At 46.8% G+C, this 21827-nt stretch carries 20 protein-coding genes; 7 read left to right on the top strand and 13 right to left on the bottom strand.

Annotated elements, in window-relative coordinates; translation table 11 throughout:
- Window positions 1-46: 46 nt before the first annotated feature.
- From QNO02_RS07360 to QNO02_RS07330, 7 genes are all read right to left on the bottom strand, one after another.
- Window positions 47-1177 carry a sensor histidine kinase gene (locus QNO02_RS07360; RefSeq protein WP_091033461.1) on the bottom strand — a complete coding sequence of 377 codons (1131 nt, stop codon included), beginning with the start codon at window positions 1175-1177 and terminating at the stop codon, window positions 47-49.
- A gap of 55 nt (window positions 1178-1232) precedes the next feature.
- A complete protein-coding gene (locus tag QNO02_RS07355; protein WP_026081203.1) occupies window positions 1233-1937 on the bottom strand; it encodes a response regulator transcription factor in 705 nt (234 codons plus the stop codon).
- 29 nt (window positions 1938-1966) lie between these two features.
- Window positions 1967-2920: an aminoglycoside phosphotransferase family protein gene (locus QNO02_RS07350; RefSeq protein WP_133386816.1), complete on the bottom strand. Its 954-nt coding sequence runs from the start codon at window positions 2918-2920 to the stop codon at window positions 1967-1969.
- 106 nt (window positions 2921-3026) lie between these two features.
- The gene (locus QNO02_RS07345) at window positions 3027-3494 is read right to left on the bottom strand and encodes a DinB family protein (protein ID WP_240768266.1); all 468 of its coding nucleotides are present in this window, start codon (window positions 3492-3494) and stop codon (window positions 3027-3029) included.
- Window positions 3495-3669: 175 nt separating this feature from the next.
- Window positions 3670-4611: a DUF1963 domain-containing protein gene (locus QNO02_RS07340; protein WP_289391573.1), complete on the bottom strand. Its 942-nt coding sequence runs from the start codon at window positions 4609-4611 to the stop codon at window positions 3670-3672.
- Window positions 4612-4993: 382 nt separating this feature from the next.
- Window positions 4994-6283, bottom strand: a complete 1290-nt coding sequence (locus QNO02_RS07335; protein WP_036610695.1) for an ammonium transporter — start codon at window positions 6281-6283, stop codon at window positions 4994-4996.
- A complete protein-coding gene (locus tag QNO02_RS07330) occupies window positions 6280-6699 on the bottom strand; it encodes a hypothetical protein (protein WP_091033471.1) in 420 nt (139 codons plus the stop codon). Before QNO02_RS07330 ends, QNO02_RS07335 begins: the two co-directional genes overlap by 4 nt.
- A 287-nt stretch (window positions 6700-6986) precedes the next feature.
- On the opposite strand from QNO02_RS07330, the gene QNO02_RS07325 reads away from it, so the two are divergent.
- Complete coding sequence (locus tag QNO02_RS07325; RefSeq protein ID WP_091033474.1) at window positions 6987-7478, top strand: DinB family protein; 492 nt, start codon at window positions 6987-6989, stop codon at window positions 7476-7478.
- A gap of 114 nt (window positions 7479-7592) precedes the next feature.
- Here the strand turns inward: QNO02_RS07325 and QNO02_RS07320 are convergent, their stop codons facing one another.
- On the bottom strand, window positions 7593-8096 hold the full coding sequence (locus QNO02_RS07320) for a GNAT family N-acetyltransferase (RefSeq protein WP_289391572.1): 504 nt from the start codon (window positions 8094-8096) through the stop codon (window positions 7593-7595).
- Window positions 8097-8203: 107 nt separating this feature from the next.
- Window positions 8204-9304 (bottom strand): peptidoglycan DD-metalloendopeptidase family protein, encoded by a 1101-nt coding sequence (locus tag QNO02_RS07315; RefSeq protein ID WP_133386812.1) that lies wholly within the window; start codon window positions 9302-9304, stop codon window positions 8204-8206.
- A 220-nt stretch (window positions 9305-9524) separates the two neighbouring features.
- On the opposite strand from QNO02_RS07315, the gene QNO02_RS07310 reads away from it, so the two are divergent.
- From QNO02_RS07310 to thrS, 3 genes are all read left to right on the top strand, one after another.
- Window positions 9525-10286, top strand: a complete 762-nt coding sequence (locus QNO02_RS07310) for a response regulator transcription factor (protein ID WP_289391571.1) — start codon at window positions 9525-9527, stop codon at window positions 10284-10286.
- A complete protein-coding gene (locus QNO02_RS07305) occupies window positions 10283-12043 on the top strand; it encodes a sensor histidine kinase (protein ID WP_289391570.1) in 1761 nt (586 codons plus the stop codon). Before QNO02_RS07310 ends, QNO02_RS07305 begins: the two co-directional genes overlap by 4 nt.
- Window positions 12044-12515: 472 nt before the next feature.
- The gene (gene thrS, locus QNO02_RS07300; protein WP_289391568.1) at window positions 12516-14516 is read left to right on the top strand and encodes a threonine--tRNA ligase; all 2001 of its coding nucleotides are present in this window, start codon (window positions 12516-12518) and stop codon (window positions 14514-14516) included.
- A gap of 47 nt (window positions 14517-14563) precedes the next feature.
- On the opposite strand, the gene QNO02_RS07295 is transcribed toward thrS, so the two are convergent.
- Window positions 14564-15427: an SDR family oxidoreductase gene (locus QNO02_RS07295; RefSeq protein WP_289391567.1), complete on the bottom strand. Its 864-nt coding sequence runs from the start codon at window positions 15425-15427 to the stop codon at window positions 14564-14566.
- Window positions 15428-15531: 104 nt separating this feature from the next.
- Between QNO02_RS07295 and QNO02_RS07290 the strand changes: the two genes are divergently transcribed.
- Together QNO02_RS07290 and QNO02_RS07285 are read left to right on the top strand one after the other, a co-directional pair.
- Window positions 15532-16074 (top strand): hypothetical protein, encoded by a 543-nt coding sequence (locus QNO02_RS07290; RefSeq protein ID WP_289391566.1) that lies wholly within the window; start codon window positions 15532-15534, stop codon window positions 16072-16074.
- A 56-nt stretch (window positions 16075-16130) separates the two neighbouring features.
- Window positions 16131-16862, top strand: coding sequence for an MBL fold metallo-hydrolase (locus QNO02_RS07285; protein ID WP_289391565.1), 732 nt, complete (start codon window positions 16131-16133; stop codon window positions 16860-16862).
- Window positions 16863-17434: 572 nt separating this feature from the next.
- Here the strand turns inward: QNO02_RS07285 and QNO02_RS07280 are convergent.
- Complete coding sequence (locus QNO02_RS07280) at window positions 17435-18646, bottom strand: PQQ-dependent sugar dehydrogenase (RefSeq protein ID WP_289391564.1); 1212 nt, start codon at window positions 18644-18646, stop codon at window positions 17435-17437.
- 262 nt (window positions 18647-18908) lie between these two features.
- On the opposite strand from QNO02_RS07280, the gene QNO02_RS07275 reads away from it, so the two are divergent.
- Entirely contained in the window at window positions 18909-19997 is a 1089-nt protein-coding gene (locus QNO02_RS07275; RefSeq protein WP_289391563.1) for a M24 family metallopeptidase, read from the top strand.
- A gap of 247 nt (window positions 19998-20244) precedes the next feature.
- Here the strand turns inward: QNO02_RS07275 and QNO02_RS07270 are convergent, their stop codons facing one another.
- Window positions 20245-20598, bottom strand: coding sequence for a hypothetical protein (locus tag QNO02_RS07270; RefSeq protein ID WP_289391562.1), 354 nt, complete (start codon window positions 20596-20598; stop codon window positions 20245-20247).
- A 203-nt stretch (window positions 20599-20801) separates the two neighbouring features.
- Window positions 20802-21485 carry a queuosine precursor transporter gene (locus tag QNO02_RS07265; protein ID WP_017689950.1) on the bottom strand — a complete coding sequence of 228 codons (684 nt, stop codon included), beginning with the start codon at window positions 21483-21485 and terminating at the stop codon, window positions 20802-20804.
- Window positions 21486-21827: the final 342 nt, after the last annotated feature.

The raw sequence follows: 21827 nt of genomic DNA, 5'->3' as shown, positions 1-21827 counted from the left end.
TCTTAATGAGGAAGTAGTTAACTTCTTACCAAATTCTTAATTATTACTACTCTTCGTAATTACTTGGCGGAGCAGCAGTTACAGGAAATCGGGTAACAAAATCCGTTCTGCCCTTTTCACTGTAGGCAACGATACTTCCTCGATGTAATTCAATCATCGATTTGGCAATCGCCAGGCCTAGACCCGTACCTCCCGTTTCACGGGAACGCGATTTATCCACACGATAGAATCGATCAAACAGATGTGGCAGATCTTGCGCCGGAATCGGTTCACCATAATTACTGATGCGGACTACAGCCTCATCACCTTCAAGGGCCAGCCCAATCTCCATTAGTTTACCTTGCGAACCATACCGAATGGCATTGCTGAACAGATTCTCATACGCTCTTACAAGCTCTCCTGGAGCAGCTTGTATCCATAGTGGCTCTTGCCCGCCGATGATCTTGTAGGTCATGCCAGCATCCTCCAGCATGGGAGTAAACTCTTCAGCCAGCTGCATCAGAAACGAATTCAGGTTCAATGCTTGCAAAGACAACGGAAGACTCCCGCCACTCACACGCGTATATTCGAACAAGTCATCAATCAGCTTACGAAGAGTCAGGGATTTCTCATAGGCGATGCTAACATAATAGCGCATCTCAATCTCATCCTGGTAGCGATCCTTCTCAATGTACTCCAGAAATCCCAGAATAGAAGTGAGTGGTGTTCTCAGATCATGTGATATCCCCGTAATCAGATCGTTTTTGGCAGCAACTGCATTACGCTCTTCCTGAAGCGATAACTGCAATTGTTCAGCCATCTGATTAATGCTTGCAGCAACCACTCCGAATTCATCCGAGGTCTTCACTTCGATGCGATGGGATAACTCTCCTTTGGCAACTTCCTGAATTCCCGCCGTAATTTCATCCAGAACCCGCATCACCTTACGAGAGAACAGGAAAAAAAACAGCACAAAACCAAGCACGCCCACCACAATCATCAAAGGCACCGAACCGATATTATTCACCAACCACCTGATCCCTTGGGCCGGAATGGAATAATCCGGATACGCCTGAGCTTCCAGGATGGTCTGCCCCACCTGGCTGCCCCCGTACAAAATAACTGCAGTTAATATGCCGCTCAGCAGAAATGCATAGATAAATTTCCAACGGACTGTATTAATCAACTTTGAATTCATAGTAGGAACTCCCTGAATGTGTTCATGTCACATGACATCCTGTGGATGTACATGTTTATTGCGGTTTGATCATCTTGTAACCAACACCCCATACGGTCTGAATGAACTTGGGATGTTTGCTATCGAGTTCAATCTTCTCACGAATCTTGCGAATATGTACCATGACGGTATTATTCGACTCCATGAATTCTTCCTTCCAGACCTGACGATAGATCTGTTCCATACTGAGTACTGAACCTTGGTGGCGAGCCAGTAATTCAAGAACAGCAAATTCACGCGGAGTCAGACGAACCGGCTGCTCATCAACCCAAACTTCATGTGTATCTGTATTAATGACTAGATCATCAATAACCCACTCGTGCTCTTTGTTCTCCCGACCTTCATTGAAGGTATGATACCTGCGCAGCTGGGATTTGGCCCGTGCGACAAGTTCAAGCGGGTTAAATGGTTTGGTCACATAATCATCAGCACCGATGCTTAGCCCTGTGATTTTATCCATATCCATACTTTTGGCGGACAGCATGATAATCGGCATTTTCTGCTCTTCCCGAATTTTCATACAAGCTTCGATTCCGTCCATATTTGGCATCATAACATCTAGAATAATGAGATCGATCGACTCTTTTTTCAATTGTTCCAGTGCTTCAAGCCCATCATTCGCGGTGAGAATCCGATAACCCTCGTTGCCAAAATAAATTTCCATCAGTTTAATAATCTCCTGCTCATCATCCACAAGCAGAATGGTTGCTGGCTGTGCCACGGCATTATTCCTTTCCCTTCCCCAATTTTTTACCTGTTCAAAGTATACCACCGAGGGACGAAACTGCGAAAATCATCGTGATCTTCACGGACACGTTCGATCTTGGTCATCATCTCATGTGTCTCTTCCGGCTTCACCTGCTGAATCCACACCACAGAAGACACGAGTGCCATAGCCGTATACAGTGAATACAATCTCCAGAATAACTCATTCGGTTCATTGCCATCGAAATAACCCTGAATCTGACCAATGGAATATGGAATACTGATCTCCGAAGCAAACAAACCCAGCTTCAAAAATTCATGAATGGGATCCCCTTGATCATAACGATTAAAATCAATCACTCCTGCGAGCTTATCCTGCTTAACGACAAGATTGCTCGGGTGGAAGTCATCATGCTGAAATCCATCTGGACGATTTTTCATCCAACCGAGATGGTCTGCAATGAACGTTAGAATAGGCTGATCCTCTTTCATCACGATCGGGCACTGTTTATAGCGCTCCACGTAACGTTGATGCTTCGTGCTCTTGCGTATGTACCATGATTCGGTCTGTTCCTCCATCGGCAACTGGTGAATCAGCTGTAGCTGCGCTCCTGCTTCAAAGCCAACCGCCCACTGTTGCTGTTCACTCAGTTGAGGCAGTCTCTCGGAAGCATCTTCGCCTTCAATGTAGCTAAGAATCATATATTCGTTCTTCTCATCCAATCTACCTGTGCCCAACGTTGAAGGACACAGTACACCTAATTGTTGCATGCTCTTCAAACATTGATATTCCCTTTGCTTCATCCATTCCTCAGCAACATCATATACCCTCACCAACACATGGCCTTGGTCAGGGACAAACATTTTGAATTTAGCATCCGCTGAATAACCCTTCATAACGGGTTCAATCCGTGTAGCCTTATCAAGTTCAGGAATCTGTTTTAACCTGTCAATCAACGTATTGTTCATCGATGCATTCCATGTATTATGTCGTTCCATACCAGAATCCTCCGTTATTTCACGTATAACGTGTAGTATCGTCGGTCTACTACCACTTTATCCCATGATGTTTACTATAACATGCTTATATGTATTCTATCTGTTTCTATTTAAAAAGTACTGATTCGGGTTCTTTGCCCGTCAGGGTCAGCATCGTATACAATTGTCCTCTGTGATGATATACATGCCCCATAATCTCAAGTAACCACTCCAGCCGACTATAGGAAGCTCCCCAGTACGAATCCGTCACATGTAATAACTCTTCCGTGTTAAACTGCCTGTACCGTTGGTATAGATACATCTGGTTATCAATTAAAGCCTGCTTGATCTCATCGAGCGAATGCACCTGGTTCTCTGCATAGAATTGAGCCATCTCTTCTTCCGTTGCACCTTCGGAAATATAAACATCCGCTCGGCAGATCACAGACAGATGGGCTAGTAATTCTCCAACAGGCCGTTTACCTTCAATTGGAGTCAAAGCCAAATCTTCTTCCGACAACTGATCACATATATCAATCAACGATGTTACAGCCACGTCAATATGTTTGAACGCAGATTGAATCAACAGATACACTTCCTTTTTATCCCATTATACAGAACATATGATCGGTTATTAACCAAGATATCCCTCCTTAATATATAAACAAGTTATATACCAAATCTAACAATTTACGAACAAAAAAGTCCTTCCTCCTTCTTATAGACGGGATTCAGGACATTTTGTTGCCTATATGAGTTCAAATCTTTGCTCAACTTGAGTATAACGAACAATACGTATGCTCGAATCGTCCAGCCTCCAAGTCAGACTTGCGAATGAAAAATTGTAATTCCCCGCAATCCCACCATTGGAAACCAATAGCATCATGTGTATCTATCTTTAACAGCAGCAGCGTATCGGATAGTTCCTGCCATGTCCGATCCTCATCACCGCCGTAATGCTTGGTCAGCTTCTTCTCACACTCCTGCTCATTATAATCATACTCTTCTCCCAGTGCGATCTGTAATACGGCACGATGCTCGGCATCTGGATGCTGCCCGTCAGGATATCCAAACATACCACCCCAATTCAGCATACTCGGATGATTCCAGCTCGACTCGAATTCAAGGTATCGGTCATACAGACTCACTTCCGCTTCGGCCTCATCGCTCTCAAGCTGAGACGGCGAGAGCTCATTCAGCGCGTTGACGTCAATATATGCATATGTAGGAAACTCAAGATTAGGCAGCACAGTCACCGAATGTGCAACAAACGGGGCTCCATCCAGCGCGGTATCTCCCTCAGGCTCTCGCCTTATCAGGTTATGAGAACTCGGCTCAAAAATCACACGATGTTCAATGGGACAAGCAGATTCATCCGTGCCAACGAAAAAGTATAACATGCCACGTTCAGGCAATGTCCCGCGCCCATCATTCGGCGTATACGGCGACAAATCCACCAGGTTCAGTTGGGCCAGGAAAGTCATTGGAATTCCTTCTTGTGTTACGGGCCATTCCATGCGACTCGGCAAATCCGGATGTCCACCCACACGTGAGTTTCCTGTTCTGCGATATTCGTCCAGTGTGGATACATCGAGGCGAATTCCCCAGCGGCTTGAAGACAACAGCAGATCTGCAGCAACTCCCAAACCATACTCCTCAAGTGTTTTACGGGCTTTTCTGGTCAGACGTTCACATTGTTCTGGCTTAATCATATAGATCCTCCCCTTTTGACAATACACCTATGCTGAGACATATTCAGGTTCACACCTGTATATTCTTCCGCCCGGACGTCTTTCCCTGCTTCTATATAAATTGAACTTAAGAATATTTTACACTTACAACTCCGATGACAGAACAACCTTCCGATCGCTGTTATCCCCAGAATTTTTTAGATTCACCTTTGGAAAGGTAAAAATCCGGGGATAAAGGCGAAGTGTATGCTTCCGAAGTAGCTTTCTTGCAGAAAGCTTTTAGCTTCGCTTCTTCAGGTTCTTTCTGTCCTCTACGTTCTCGTGTAAATATGTGTAGTTCAATTTATATAGAAAAAAGAGACTGACATCCCCTGTCAGTCTACTTCTTTATCCTATATTCCATTTAACGATTTGGATCAGAGGACTTTTCCTGGTAAGCACGCATATGCTCCTCACCGTCCAGGAATTCATGGGCCTGATGGGCTGCCATCACACCATGATAGCTGATATCCAGACCCAGATCTTCCTCTTCTTCTGTCGAACGTACAGGCACAATTTTGCCAATCAACTTTAACCCGATCCAGGTCATGGCGAATCCCCAGATGACCAAGGCTGTAAGGCCAAGTGCCTGAACACCCAGCAACCTCCAGCCGCCACCCATGAATAATCCACCATCCGTGGCAAACAGACCTACAGCAATCGTGCCCCACATCCCTGATGCGGCATGCACCGGGAAAGCACCAACTGGATCATCAATCTGCCGACGGTCCAGCCAGTTGGTGGCAGCCATCATCAATAAGCCGGATACTGCCCCAATGAATATCGCTGCTACATCGCCAACAAAAGCACAGCCTGCCGTAATGCCGACCAGTCCCGCAAGCGAACCGTTAATGACCGATGGTGCATCTGAACGATTGAAGCGGAATAACGTATACAGTAACGTAACCGCACCACCCGAAGCCGCAGATAACATCGTGACAATCGCAATGTGACCAATTCTTACATCCGTCGCGCTGAGTGTACTCCCAGCATTGAAGCCAAACCAGCCGAACCATAACAGAAATGCACCTACAGAGGCCAGTGGCAGATTGCTCGGAAGTGCGATGGCACTTACGCCAAGCGGCGTGTATTTTCCTTTACGCGGACCAATGATAATCGCAGCAGCGAGTGCAGAGAATCCGCCGAGTGCATGGATGACAGCCGAACCGGCAAAGTCCTGCATCCCCAGCTGACTAAGCCAGCCGCCGCCCCATGCCCAGTGTCCACCAATTGGATAGATGATCGCCGTCATCAATATGATATACAACAGGTAGGCACGGAAGTTGATCCGCTCTGCTACCGCTCCTGAAACGATGGAAATAACGGCAATGGTAAAGGCAGCCTGGAACAACCAGAATGTCTCCAGAGATACCGGTACGTCCAGATGAGACAAATCCCCATTCAGGAAAAATCCCGTTACTCCCGCAAAACCGCCAACGTCCGAACCATACATCAGTCCAAAACCGATGGCATAGAACAGTAACGTTCCAATTGTAATGTCAGCAAATACCTTCATAATAATGTTCACACTATTTTTATAACGCACAAAGCCAGCCTCGAGCAGGGCGAATCCACCCTCCATCAATAAAATCATCGCTGCACTCAGTACGACCCAGACCGTATCAATCCCGGTGCTTAACGTCTCCAAAGTCATGCTTGTACATCCTCCGTTTCACTAAGCTGTCTGAGCTCACGGATTGTATCGGGCGCAAGCTCAATCTCGTCCCGCTCAATGCTGTCCGGATGCTTAATTCGTTCTGCGATCTGATCCAATTCACGTATGCGTCTGCGAATCTGTTCCATCTTGCGAAAACGTTCCTTCACCTGCACCATATACTCCACCGCCTGATGATGGGATGCTGGACGTCCCGCAAACCATTTGCGTACGGGCGACAACGATTGATAAGCGATCTCTTCCGCTCGACGCTTTTGTTCGAACTGTTCGATCTTCTGCTTGAGCGTTTGGATCTCATTTTCTTTTTTGACCTTCAGCCGTTCGATAAGGTACAATAAATCGGACGATGATATTTGCAATGCTGTATGGTGATACACCTCGTCGATTACTAACATATCATGTCAGGACTCCTTACATATCAAGTTACTTGTACCGATTATAGTTTGCCGGGGTCTGCCCGTCAATCTTTTTTTGGACTTGAGATGGATTGAAACGAACCGTTCATTAGAGAACGGCTTTTTTTATTGGGCACAAATTACATCTAACAAGGCTAATCTTGCCTATGATTCGCATTCATTCTTTCCATTCTTTATGCTTATAGGATAAGCATCCACATTTGGGGTAATGAACATACACAGACTGCCCGCATCACAGAACCCATATATAAGGAGAGGATTATACGATGTTTACTCGTAATGACGATATACGCAACCAAATCTGGGAAGCCGTCTCGGGACTCGAAGAAGAACAATTGAACCAAAAACCTTCACCCGCGCAATGGAGTATTATGCAAGTACTACGTCATCTGAACCTGATGGAAAATGTAATTGGAAAACAAGCCCGCCTGGCTCTCGAAAAGGAACAGACGGTGTCTGTGGACAAAAAACCATATGAATTATCGTTGGACCGCAGCCGCTCCGTCGAGGCACCACCCCATCTTCAGCCTCCAGCAGCGCCTGAAGCACTTGCAGATGTACGCGGTGATCTGGACGAATCTCACCAAGCGTTAAACAACTTTGCATTGGATCATGATCCTGACCTGCTGCGCAGCAAGTCCTTTCCTCATCCCGTATTTGGTGAGATGGATCTTACCCAATGGATTGACTTTACAAGTTATCATGAGGAACGTCATCTGGGACAGATTCAAGAGATTAAACATCAGCTTGGCGTGTAAGCACAACCTACACTTTCACATAGCGACGAATATAGTTGAACGACAAAAAACCTCCAATCCTATCATTTAGGTTGGAGGTTTTCAATGTTCTTATCTCACGAACAAGAACGACACTTATATTTTTTTGCCCAAAATCGCCAGATCTCTATTCACACCATCCAACACGGCCACTTCGGGATAATAACCCCACTGTTCAAAACCATGCTTGCGCAATAACCCCAGACTCGGTTCGTTATGTCCGAAAACAAATCCGAGAATGGTCGTAATCCCAAGTGCAGGACATGCTGCAAATACCGTTTCGAGCAAACGTCCACCAGCCCCAATTCCACGGCATTGCTGATCCACGTATACACTGACTTCCACCGTTCCATTATACGCAGGACGTCCATAGAATGAACTGAGACTCGCCCAAGCGACCACCTGTCCTGCCTGCTTCATCACCCAAAGCGGACGATGTTCCGGTGTATGTTCCTCAAACCAAGGCAAACGTTGCTCCACCGTCACCGGCTCCAAATCCGCTGTTGCCATACGGCCCTCAATGGTAGAATTATAAATTTCTACAATCCTCGGCAAGTCCTCCAGGCGCGCATATTCAATCTGCACATCTTCCAGTTTCATCGCTATTCCTCCATCATTCCAGATCGTTCTATTATCATAGAGGATATTATAATGGAAAATAGAAGCCTTCGTCATCCCTAACATTCTGACAGAGAATTACTCCATCATTACTCCGCCAGTCCCTGTATTGTGTTCCCACGAGTTAACTGCTGACTCTGGTCTGCCCAACGAATGTTAATTGAGCGAGATGTGAACAGATCCGGGCCATCCGATACCTGGAAATGCAGATGAGCTTCACTGGAGTTACCCGAATTACCAAGCTCACCGATAGGGTCTCCCTGCTTGAGCTTATCTCCTTTTTTGACCGAAACACTGCCTTCCTTGATGTGTCCCGTGATGCTGTATTCACTGTTGCCATGGTCGATCACCACATAGTTACCCGCCGGCTCTTCTGGATTCATCACACCCGGTACATTGTCCGGTATATCGTTCTTGATATCGACAACGGTTCCATCGGCAGCTGCATAGAGTGGTTCACCAAAAGCATAATAGTTTTCGTTTGCCGTTGCATCACCTTGATAACTGGATTGTTCTTTGGTCCGTACGATATCCAGTGCATAACGCTGCGTTTCGTGCTCATAATGATAGTTTGACAAGGCATCATTGCCTCCCCAGAATACGTACCATTCCCCCTTCATCGGCAATTGAAATTCCGTTTTGGTGAATTTGGCATCCGTGTCCTCATAAGCTTGCAGCGGTTGGATCAAGAGGCCTTCAATTTGATTTTCTTCGGAAAAATAGGCTCGAATCCCTTTGGTCCCAGTCTGATCCTTCCAGGCAACCTCGGTTAATTGATTCATTTTGGCGTCTACCACTTGCTCCCACGATTCAACACCCTCCAGAAAAGGATCAGCGGTCGTTTTGAACTGTTCAAGCGTTAACGTCCCCTTAAACTCAGGAGAGAACTGATTATAGATTGCATCCTTTGAACCGTTCATCAACGTATCTATGAAATTGTCCGGTGTAACCATCGCGCTCACCTCTGAACTTGAGTTCTGCTCCTGATTAGAGTTCTCGCTCGTTTCATTATTGGATGCCTGTTCGGCTGACTGCTGCTCTGCCTGGTCGGAAGTAATGGAATTGCTGTTGCCGCAAGCAGACAATATCACGCAAGCTCCAAGGGTAATCGCAAGCACCTTCCAGCCCTTTCTATGCTGTAATTTTGAATGTGTATGATGTTCTGATTTCAGATGACCTTCTCTGTTCATTCTCAACATCCCTTCTGTTAATCGTTATACTTTCCAGTTAAGTGTACAGAATGAGTCTTATCCTTCGTCTAACCCTAACTTACCAGTAGATAAACTCGTCTTGCCCTCTAACGCTGTATAATTAAGATTCCGTTAAGATAGCTCATACGCTATACAGCCTTCTTGGATGGTATGATTAGCAATACACACAACGGAAGGATCAGGAGGTCATTTTTAAACTATGGATAACGTCTCATTACTGCTTGTGGATGATGAACAGGCCATTCTGCATATGCTCAAAACCGTTCTGCTCAAAGAGCAGTTTCTCGATATTGATACCGTTACAACAGGCGAAGCTGCCATTGAGGCATGCAACAACAAGACCTATCATTGCATCGTGCTCGACATCATGCTTCCTGGCAAAAGCGGACTGGAAATCTGTCCTTTTCTAAGGCAGGTCACCGATGCGCCCATCCTGTTTCTGACGGCCAAAACAACCGATTATGACAAATTAACCGGATTCGCTGTTGGTGGCGACGATTATGTCGCCAAACCCTTTAATCCGCTGGAAGTCGTTGCTCGAATTAAATCATTACTGAAGCGTTATTTACCTTCCAAAACCGCAGCGATCTCGGATCACATCCCATCTAACGTAAATACGTCATCTCCCAGCACATCGGAAGGCGTGTACGACTTTGGACGGTTTCAAGTGCTGGAATGGGCTGGTGAGCTTCGTGTTGAAGGTGAGTCCGTATCCTGTCCGGCACTTGTGTTTCAACTACTACTCTTTTTCTGCAAACATCCCAATCGCATCTTCACCAAGTCAGATCTATATGAACGGGTCTGGGGCTCTGAAGCCATTAGTGATGACAATACCGTGATGGTTCATATTCACCGCATTCGGGAGCGCATTGAAGCCGATCCTTCCAATCCAGTGTTTCTCATTAACGTCCGAGGTTTGGGATACAAACTGATTCAGCCGGAACATGTGTCACGCCCATGAGTATTCGTCGCAGGTTAATGACCCGGTTTATCGGGATGCTTGCCGGTGCAGTCGTTCTTATCATCCTGCTTGGGTCTGTAGCCACCTACTGGGTTGTGCAAAAGGTAAATGAAGTGAATCTGGTGGATGATTTTGCTGTTAATGGTCTGGACCAATTGATTAATACAGCAGAGATTCTGCCAGATAATACGATCCGATATGACCCCGAATTGCTGAAACAAGTGGATAAAAATCAAGGCTGGCTCCAGGTTCTGGATGAACAAGGTTACGCTATTGATGAATATCACACACCTGCCGATGTTCCTACTCACTATAAACCGGGGGAATTGATTGCATACTGGGAAATCCAGAAGCCGTTCCCTTATCAGATTGTCATGCTGATTCGAGAGAAAAACGGGAAGGAATTCACTTTGTTATATGGCGAGAGTAACCCGGCCAAGTCCTTAATGAATAACATTCGTTCAGACCTTGCTTTCACCAACGGGAAGCTTGATCTTCAGCCCGACCAACAGGAGGCCCTCCGTGCCGCCAATGCTTATCTTCAAGTATTGGACGCGTCAGGAAGCGAACTCTCCTCCTATAACAAACCGGCCATGGGCGTACCAAGCGAATACACCATTCAGGAACTGGTTCTGCAAATTCGCTATCCGAGTCGATCAGGCATGTCTGTTGCCACGTGGTACGATGAGAAGAATGAAACCACCTGGCTGATTAGCATCCCTGGCGATCCATTGGCGACCGGAAATCAAAACCCCTACAATTTTATTCTGGAACCGGCATTGGTTGTATTGATCGTGTCCATCATCATTCTGCTCATTTTGCTTGCCTTCTGGTATGCCAACCGCTTCGGCTCACCTATGCTGCATATGCTCCAATGGTTACAGCGTCTGGAACGAGGACATTACGAGGAACCTACCGGAGCCTTTGGAGTGCCTCGCAGTCAGCGTCGTAACGGAAAGTGGAAGCGAAAATACAACGTGTATGCTGAAGTGCTTCGCTCCATGCAGGCCCTGTCTCACACTTTGAAACAAGATGAAGAACTTCGGAAACAGACCGATTCTCTGCGGGAGGAGTGGATTGCTGGCATAACACATGACCTGAAGACACCCCTCTCCTCCATTCAGGGATATGCTCATATGCTTGAGGCGGATAAGTATAGCTGGACCGCGGAGGAAGTCAGAGAATTCGCAGGCATAATGCTCGATAAGTCCATGTATATGGACAGGCTTGTCAACGACCTTGCCATGACCTATCGATTACGCAGTGGAGGATATCAACCTGTGGTGGAAAAGACTGACGTAAATACGTTACTCCGTGATCTGATCCAGCGCGCTGAACGGAATCCGGCATATGGAGAAGGTCGCATCATATTCCAACCGTCCGAAGTGCCTGTGTATGGACTTGTCCATATTCCGTCGTTTGAACGAATTGTGGATAATCTGACCGCCAATGCCCTTCTTCATAATCCGCCCGAATCCATCCTGGTTGTCAGTGTGCATTCTGGTACGCAGGCAGATGAATTCAGCATTCAGTTTGCCGATAATGGAAAAGGCATGGACTCCGAAACGGTATGGAAGTTATTTGAACGATACTATCGCGGCACAGATACAGGTACATCGGACGTTGGATCAGGGCTGGGCATGGCGGTAACCAAAGGGTTGATCGAAGCCATGAATGGTCGTATTGAGGTACAGTCCACCCCTGGTGAAGGAACGATCATTCGCTTAATATGGGATGAGCCGTCCGAAACCAAATAAAATGTTCCGCTTGACCTTTCCATTTTCAGTCTATATAATCGACACTCAATAACACCTGTTCCAATATATTGATATTGAATGCAACACATTTCAGAATAATTCAAATGAGTTTGATCTAACATATTTGGCGATGACCAGAGACAAGATTTCGTTTGCGTGCTGCCCAGAGAGAGAGGGGATTGGTGAAACCTTCTTCAGCGAACGGACCGGAATTACCCCTCTGCAGCCGTGACCTCGAACCTCAGCATTTTGGACCCCTTTGGATGTTCGACATGCTGTCAGTAGAGTTCACCGCCTGATCCCCGATAACGGATTCCAATGAGGGTTATGATGTTTTCTGTTCCGGCGGCTGGCCGAGATCAGGGTGCACCATAACCAAAATTAGGGTGGAACCACGAGCCAAGCGCACTCGTCCCTTTTCCGGGACGGGTGTTTTTTGCGCTTTCATTTCAAGAAATGGAGAGTGGTTCACATGAGCAAACAAGAAAACAGTAACTCAGCAAGCAACAAATCAGGTAACGAAATAAACAACCAAGCAAATGATCTTCAACCATCCAGTCATTCCATTGAGGTCCGTCTGCAAGGTGGCGCGATACGTTCTTACGAAGCAGGCATCACTGTAGGGGCGGTCGCCTCATCCATCAGCACAAGTCTTGGGAAACAGGCTATCGGCGGTATTGTAGATGGTCAGAATGTCGATCTCGATTGGGTGCTCAAGCAAGATTGCGAACTCGTTATTGTTACTTTGGACAGCGCGGAAGGTCTGTATCGTTATCGTCACAGCGCAGCACATGTGCTGGCACAGGCGCTCAAACGCATCTACGGTGCAGAACAAGTGAAACTGGGTATCGGCCCAGTCATTGAAGATGGATTCTATTACGATGTTGATCTGGAGCATGCCTTGTCCATCAGTGATCTGGCTGCCATTGAGCGGGAAATGAGCAAAATCATTCAGGAGAATCATAAGATCAGTCGCCGGGTCGTTAACCGGGAGGAAGCCCTCCGTATCTTCGGAGAGATCCAGGACCCCTACAAGCTTGAACTCATTCAGGATTTGCCGAAGGACGCCGAACTTTCAATCTATGATCAAGGAGAGTTCTTCGATCTGTGTCGCGGTCCCCATCTTCCATCCACTGGTCGAATCAAAGCGTTTAAGCTGTTGAATGTAGCCGGTGCGTACTGGCGGGGTAACTCGGATAATAAGATGCTGCAACGTATCTACGGCACTGCTTTCCCCAACAAAGCCCAACTGGATGAACATCTGCACATGCTCGAAGAAGCAAAAAAACGGGATCATCGTAAACTCGGCAAAGAGCTTGAACTGTTCATGTTCTCCGAAGAAGCGCCAGGCATGCCCTTCTACTTGCCCAAAGGCATGACTGTTCGCACTGAACTGGAGCAATTCTCGCGTGAGCTGCAATTACAGGAAGGTTATCAGGAAGTTCGGACTCCTCTCATGATGAACAACAGGCTGTGGGAGCAATCCGGCCATTGGGAGCATTACAAGGACAACATGTATTTCTCCGAAGTGGACGATGCCACTTTTGCACTGAAACCGATGAACTGCCCGGGGCACATGCTGATCTTCAAAAATACACTCCATTCCTATCGCGAATTACCGATTCGCATGATGGAATTTGGTCAGGTTCACCGTCATGAATTCTCAGGTGCCCTGAACGGTATGATGCGTGTGCGGACATTCTGCCAGGATGATGCCCATCTCTACGTCATGCCAGAGCAGATCGAGGACGAGATCAATCAGGCGATCTCACTGATCGGACGTATGTACGATATCTTTGGATTCGAATATAAGATTGAATTGTCCACTCGTCCGGAAGATTCCATGGGATCTGAGGAACTGTGGGATCAGGCGGAACGTGCATTGCAAAATGTACTGGATCGCCGCGGCGTGGAGTATCGCGTTAACGAAGGAGACGGTGCCTTTTATGGACCAAAAATTGACTTTCATATCCTCGATGCACTGAAGCGCAGCTGGCAGTGCGGAACAATCCAGCTTGATTTTCAAATGCCGGAGAAGTTCGACCTCACTTACATTGGCGAGGATAGCCTGAAACACCGTCCTGTTGTGATTCACCGTGCCATCTACGGTTCCATTGATCGTTTCATCGGCATCCTGACTGAGCACTATGCGGGAGCGTTCCCACTCTGGCTCGCACCTGTGCAAGTGAAGCTGCTGCCTGTATCAGATCATTACGCAGATTATGCGCTCCAAGTACAGAGCCAGCTCCGGGCTGCGGGCATTCGGGTAGAAACAGATCTGCGCAGCGAGAAGCTCGGGTACAAAATCCGTGAAGCCCAGATGGAAAAAGTGCCTTATTCACTCGTGCTTGGTGAGAATGAGAAAAATGCCTCATCCGCCTCTGTCCGTGCATACGGTCAGGGAGATCAAGGCATTCAACGTATTGAAGCTTTTATTGAAATGATCCAACAAGCTGTGAAGGCAAAAGTATAAACGAAGTAACGCCCCTATTCAATGGTCACTTATCAGCCTGTGCTGAATTACAACTTCTCATCAGGTTTCAGCCCAACTTGTTCTTCGCTCCACGTCCAGAAACGCTCAGCTGAAGCATCATCAACGGCATGTGCCTTCAGCTGCTGCTCTTTCTGTTGATAGAAGTAACGCCCGGTGATGCCGACGACTTCAGGGCTTGTGGCCAGATAAACAGCCGTTCGCGCCCCTTCTTCAGGGGACAGAAAGAATGGAAGCTTGCCCACAAACGCCATAATACGTGTGCCAAATCCGGTATTGCGATCTACGCCAATGCTCGTTCCCACCGCACCAGGGTGTAGACAGTTCACTGTCACCGACGTACCTGACAGTTTGCGAGCCAATGCACGAGTGAACAGCACGTTCGCCAGTTTGGATTGAGCATAGCTTTTGATCGGATTATAACCTTTGTGCAGATGTGGATCTTCGAAGTGGATTTTGCCAGCCTTGTAAGCACCTGACGAAACGTTCACAACCCGTCCCTGCTTCGCAGCTTTCAGAGGTTCTATCAAAAGTAAGGTCAACAGGAAATGCCCCAGATGGTTAATACCGATACTTTGTTCGAACCCGTCTGAGGTTTCCTTCCGCTTGACCATCACCACCCCCGCATTATTAACCAGAACGTCAAGGCGATCATGACGCTCGCGGAATGTGCAGGCAAACTGGCGTATACTTTCGAGTGAACCGAGGTCACACAACATCAATTCAATCGCAGAAGAGCCGGACTGACGCACAGCTTCCTGAAGAGCCTCCTGTCCACGCTTCTCACTGCGGCACGCCATGATTACGTGATATCCTTGTCTTGCAAGTTCAATGGTGGTTGCCAACCCCATACCTGAGTTAGCTCCTGTTACAATTGCTGTCTGATTGGACATGAGGTACTTCCCTTCTGAACCTGAGGTTCCGAAATTAGAGGCGCAACGACGGACAATATGAGATAATGATAGGATCACATCTCGGTTTCCATGGGAGGACAAGTATGCTGACCAAAGAAGATTTTAAAAAAGTTAAAAAACAAGCCAAACTTGAAATCGCACTACTCGAACAGGAATATCAGGAGATCTTGCAGAACGTTGATTCTACGCTGTATGAAAAATACGGTATTTTGGACAAAGAAGAAACACGTGAGCTCACCCGAAAACGCAAAAACCGAAGATATGCTTCACTGGTCATCGAACTATGCGCCATTACTGAACAAATGTTACATCAACTGTACAAAGACGTATATCAGAAAAAGTTTAATTCGACCCAGCTGATAAAAACTCCTGCCTATCGTGCGCGCTCCAACATGGAGATTATTCAAGCCGAACTGAGTAAAGAATTCATTACTCTTGAATCCGAAAAAGAACACTTCGCAGAAGCCCTTAGCCAGGTGTTTCAGACGAGGAACAAACTTGTTCATGATAACTTCTCATTTGTCTCCATCGTTAAGGATGGCAGTAATGAAGAAGAAACGTTTGAAACATTACTCCATACGGTAAAAAAATATAGAAAACACTTAAAATATAATCGCCCTGAATAACAACAATCATTGCTAAAAAAGAAAAGGAGGTGTACCGGACTACGGTCCGGACAACCATGAGCCATCCAACAACTTCGATTACTGTGCTAAATCTCCAGATTCCCACACCTTCCGGGAACAGCCCCATATTCCCCGTCATGCTTCGTGATGTAGATGGTGTTACCTTGGTGGATACGGGCATGATTGGACAATTTGCTGAACTTCAATCCGCTTTGGAACAAGAAGGCGTTCAACTCTCGGACGTCAAACGTGTGATTATTACCCATCAGGACATCGATCATATCGGTAATCTGGGCGTTCTTCTGGATGCTATTCCCGATCTGGAAATCTGGGCACATACCGATGAAATTCCTTATATAACAGGTGAGAAACCTTTGATCAAGTTCACGCCTGAACGTCGTGCGCTGCTGCCCGCGCCCGTATTGGCACTGGCAGATCAACTGCTCTTGCAGCTGCCTGAAGTGAACATTAGCAGAACGCTGGCAGACGGGGACATATTACCCCTTCAAGGCGGTACACAGGTCATTCATACACCGGGACATACCCCAGGCCATATCTGCCTGTATTTCGGGGAGCAACAATTCCTGCTCGCTGCCGATGAACTTCGTGTGGTCGATGATGAACTGGTTGGCCCAGCGCCACCCGCGACACCGGACATGCCTGAAGCGCTGCGAAGCCTGAAGAAACTGACCAACCTTAAGCTCAATAAGGTTCTCTGTTATCATGGTGGAGAGTACACCAATGATCCGGCTCAGCGTATTGCCACACTTGCGGAGAGCGCAGAATAGGTAAAGAATGCGGAGCTGTGAGTGTTTTTGGATGACACAAGCATCCTATTAACGCTGTTTCTCTTCGTGCGGCATTGTGCGGAGTAGCTCATTCAAGATTAGGGCGACACATACATTACAATCAAGGAGCTGTCCCATAAGTCATGAATTTGACGGGAACAGCTCCTTTAATTAACTAACCATGTGCATATACTACTGCACTGGAGTTGTTTTGTAACGAATCTCTGACACCCTATACGCAGAATTTTGAGTATCAGTATTTTCTAACGAACTCCAGACACCTTAGTTACTCATTTCATTGGTTTTTCGGCAGGTTTCGAGTGAATTTTGGCGATATAACGTGACTGAGGTTCGTTATATACTATGAACGCCACCAAACCTCTATTTAAGGTGCGTCAGGTTCGTTAGAAAAATATTATTTAGAGCGATTTAGATTCAGGGCATTTCAGGGCTTTGGCTCAAGATAAGCGGCAACCGTTAGGTTTAAACTTAGTCCATCCTCAACCTTAAGGCGAGACTAATTCGGTTCGACGCTGTCCTGTAACACTGATTTTATCTCCTTTGACCCCGACTTAGCTCTCCGGAGTAAGTACAATCAGCTTGTCATCCCCATCACGTAGCGATCCTCGTCCATCCCGATTGTTCGTAAGCACGTATAACTTTCCGTCCTCACCAGCACTCACATTGCGAATTCGACCCCATTCATCTTCGAAGATCGGTTCCACCTGCTCGACCTGTGTACCATCCTCCGAAAGAGTAACTTTCAGCAACTGCTCTCCACGCAGATTCGCAGCAATCAGTGATCCAGCCCAAGGTCCTTCTTCAACAAAAGCTACACCAGACGGTGCCCATGTATCATTCCCACTATGTGCAAGCGGAGCCTGATATGCGCCATTGTCATCGTCGTCTCCCTCCACCTCAGGCCAGCCATAATTCTCACCAGCTACAATCCGGTTGATCTCATCATGATTACGCTGACCATGCTCAGTGGAGTAGAGATAACCGTTGTCCGGGTTCCAGGCCAGTCCCTGTGCGTTACGGTGTCCCATACTGTATACAGGTGAATTCGGCCATGGGTTGTCTGCCGGGATCGATCCGTCGAGACCTATCCGCAATATTTTACCTCCAAGGCTATCTTGGTTCTGTGACAGTTCCGGTTCATAACGTTCACCTGTCGTGATATAGAGCAACTTGTCCGGGCCAATCTTGATCCGCCCACCGTTATGATTTGTTCCGCCTGGAATGTTACCAAGTAGTTCTTTGTCTATGACCGCTTTGCCATCATTCACCTTGAGGCGTAACACCCGATTGGCAATGTTGTCGCCTTCGAGATAGGAGTGGTATGCATACAAGTAACCGTTCTCCTCAAAGGCCGGATCAGCTGCAAGACCCATCAGACCTCCTTCGCCTTCTTCATTAAACGGAGCTGAGAATTCAATCAGTGGTTCAGGGGCTAGTTTCCCATCCTCAATGACTCGAATTGCACCAGGGCGTTCCGTTACAAACATCCGACCATCAGGCACACTTACAATCTCCCATGGTGCATCCAATCCTTCAACCAGAACGGACGCCTGATACGGAATAACCGTCTCCCCCTGCGCTTCACTCTCTTTTCCACCCACACTGGTATTGCCGCCGTTGGCTGTCTGTCCCTGACCTGTTCCCTGTCCCTGAGACGTCTGCTCTGTTCCTCCCGTAGAAGGTTCGCCTGAAGAACAAGACGCGGTTAACAGTGCCACACTTAATAATGAAGCATACAGTGGAACGTTTACTCGATTATTCATGACTACATCTCCCTTCGCATATCGTTCTTTTGTATAAAATAATTAAGCCAAGCTTCAACGTATTGTTAATATATTGTACTCTATTGTTGTGGTGTTATTATTCATGTGTAAAGCGGTTTCGCCCTGTATTACCCTTCATACCAGCCGCTTAAACCGAGAATTCAAGGGATCCCGAGGACATGAAATCATCGCAGTTTGGAATTCCATCATAATCTTTTATAATAGAAGGATAGTATGAATGGAAAGGTGGACAACTACACTTATGAATCAAAATTCTTTATCTCGTCTTGAAGCCGATCTGTCCGGGCAAGGATTGGACGCCATGCTGATCACAGATCCAAAACATATCTACTATTTAACTGGATTTGCAAGCAATCCGCATGAACGCTTCCTTGGTCTGGTTCTCGCACGTGGCGAAGAACCCTTATTGATTGTACCCGCACTGGACGCTGAAGCTGCCGCAGCCGCTTCCTCGGTATCCAATATTGCCACTCACACGGATACGGATAATCCGTACGCTTTGTTTGATCGTTATCAGGGGCGCTTGGGCCGGGTTGGTCTCGAGAAAGAATACGTGACGGTCGCACGTTATGAGCAGCTGACCGCCGCTCTCGGTGCAGCCAGCTTTGAAGATGTTGGCCCCCTGCTTCGCACATTACGTGTGAAAAAAACACCAGATGAGATAGCCCGCATTCGCCACGCCATTCATCTAATTGAAGAAACTCTTCGTCAAGGCCTCTCTCATGTTCGTGCAGGCGTAACCGAGATTGAACTTGTCGCAGAGATGGAGTATCAGATGAAGAAGCTGGGTGCCGATGGCCCTTCCTTTGATACCATGGTGCTTACGGGACCCAAAACAGGTCTGCCACACGGTACACCGGGTGAACGGAAACTGCAACATGGTGACCTGTTGATGTTTGACATGGGTGTGTATGCTGGAGGATATGCCTCGGATATCACACGTACATTCGCCTTTGGTGACATCTCACCTGAACTCAAAACCATCTATAACACTGTGCTTGCAGCGAACGAAGCTGCTATCCAAATCGTGAAACCAGGCATTACCTGCGCCGAAGTGGATCGTGCAGCACGCCAGGTAACGGAAGTAGCGGGATACGGCGAACGTTTTATGCATAGAGTAGGCCACGGATTGGGTATCGACGTACATGAGTATCCTTCCCTCCATGGAGAGAATATGGACATCCTGAATGAAGGTACCGTATTCACGATTGAACCGGGCATCTATACCGCAGCAGGCGGCGTTCGTATCGAGGATGATGTAATTGTGACCGAGACGGGTGTCGAAGTTCTGACGACATATCCAAAAGAACTGCAAATCCTTACCGACTAATTCAATTGGATCTATGTCAAAAACAGCCCATATACATCCAATGCTCAGCCGATATTATGTATCATGAACTAAACTGCACGCAACTGTGCTGAACTGTATCTTCAATAATATAAAATACACACGCGAACGCAAAAATCCCGCGAATCCATGAATATCATGGGTTGCGGGATTTTAATTAATACAAAGCATATCCTAAATTACTCCGTCTGCATTCTACGTAATCTTATTCCTGCTCACTCATTTACCATTAGTCAAACTCATGCGTGATATCCTGCCAAGACTCTAGCTGTGGCAACTGTTGCTTCCCCCAGTAATCCAGAAACCATTGAATAATCCCAGTTGTATCTGTTGTGCTGCAGCTGTAATGCCGGAAACCGACCTCGCCTTCCTGCAAACGAATCTCCGCCACCATTTGCCCTGGTTCCTCAAGCGCAGCAGCCTGCATATACATACTTCCCTCCACCAGCTCCGAAGGTTTAAGTACTACGTATTCATGCAATTCCAGATTGGAGATCAACTCCACCAATAATGAGGCATTAATGTTATCATTCTCGTAGGTTGTGCCATTGCTTTCCAGTGTATAACGCAGTGTAGAGTACATGTGCGATTCCCCTTTGGTTGAAATCATCGTTGGCTAATGATACACGCTCATAACGACAGGTCGTTTATATTATAACTTTTTCATAAAAATGTAAAAAGGATTTTTCTTGTTTCGGGTCTTTTCTATGAAAAAAACCCTTGCAGAGTCCGAATTACAATGGACTGCGCAGAGGGTAATTTTAAGTGATACTCTTTGAATATTCTCTAAGCTTCATCCTTAAACTTAAAGCTGCGTGCAGCATACAGAAACGGCGTTCCGACTGCAGTTAATACAAATTTGATAATATACGTAGTCAGGAAGATTTCCAGCCAAACATCCCAAGGATAGATGAACGCAAATGCGATCGTGCAGAACACCAGTGTATCCACGAATGAACTGATGATCGAACTACCGTTGGTGCGTATCCACAACTGATTGCGCCCTGGGGCCACCTTGCGCAGCCAGGAGTATAATCGAACATCCAGGAACTGACTGATGAAGTACGCCGTCAGACTTCCGAGTGCCAGACGTGGCAGCAGACCGAACAGCTTCGCCATGGATTCCTGTGCAAAGTCCGTTGGTGCCGGGTCAAAGAACAACACCATCTGCATCAGAACCGTCGTCATGATGAGCGTGAAGAATCCGAACCATACGGCTTTGCGTGCCTCACCTGGTCCATATTTCTCATTGAGCAGATCACTGGTCAGATACATGCTGACATACATCGTGTTGCCTAACGTCAGTACGATACCCATGATATCTATCGTTTTGGTCACCTGAATGTTGGCTATAACCGTAGCCACACCAATCCAGGCATAGAGACCTTTTTTACCGAACAAGCGGTAACACAGCAGGAAAAATCCATAAGTTACGAGAACAAAAACTGCTCCCCACCCTAAGTTAAACATAAATACATACACTGCCTTCCTAGTTTTGATTACGCGGGATGGTTACGAACCGCGGTTTGGCTCAGGGCCAAAACATGAATACTCTATCACATTTCTCGTCCCATGAACAGAACTAAATAACTCCAAGTCTGCCTGAGTGAATATGATCCCTTCTATATTTCTCCTCTGTCACTCTCGACCATACGACTGTTTTTGTACTTCCTTGCCTTACACCGTGTATCGAAAAAGAAGACGGCTTCACACACCGTGCACAGCATAGTTTGATTTCCGCAAAAAAAAACCGCCCTCCAGATTCCTCCGAAGGACGGCTTTTCTCACTTGATTTGTAGACGGCTCTAGCTA

The sequence above is a fragment of the Paenibacillus sp. PK1-4R genome, from assembly GCF_030369595.1.
Lineage (GTDB): Bacteria > Bacillota > Bacilli > Paenibacillales > Paenibacillaceae > Paenibacillus.
This window is presented reverse-complemented; position numbering and strand designations above follow the sequence as displayed.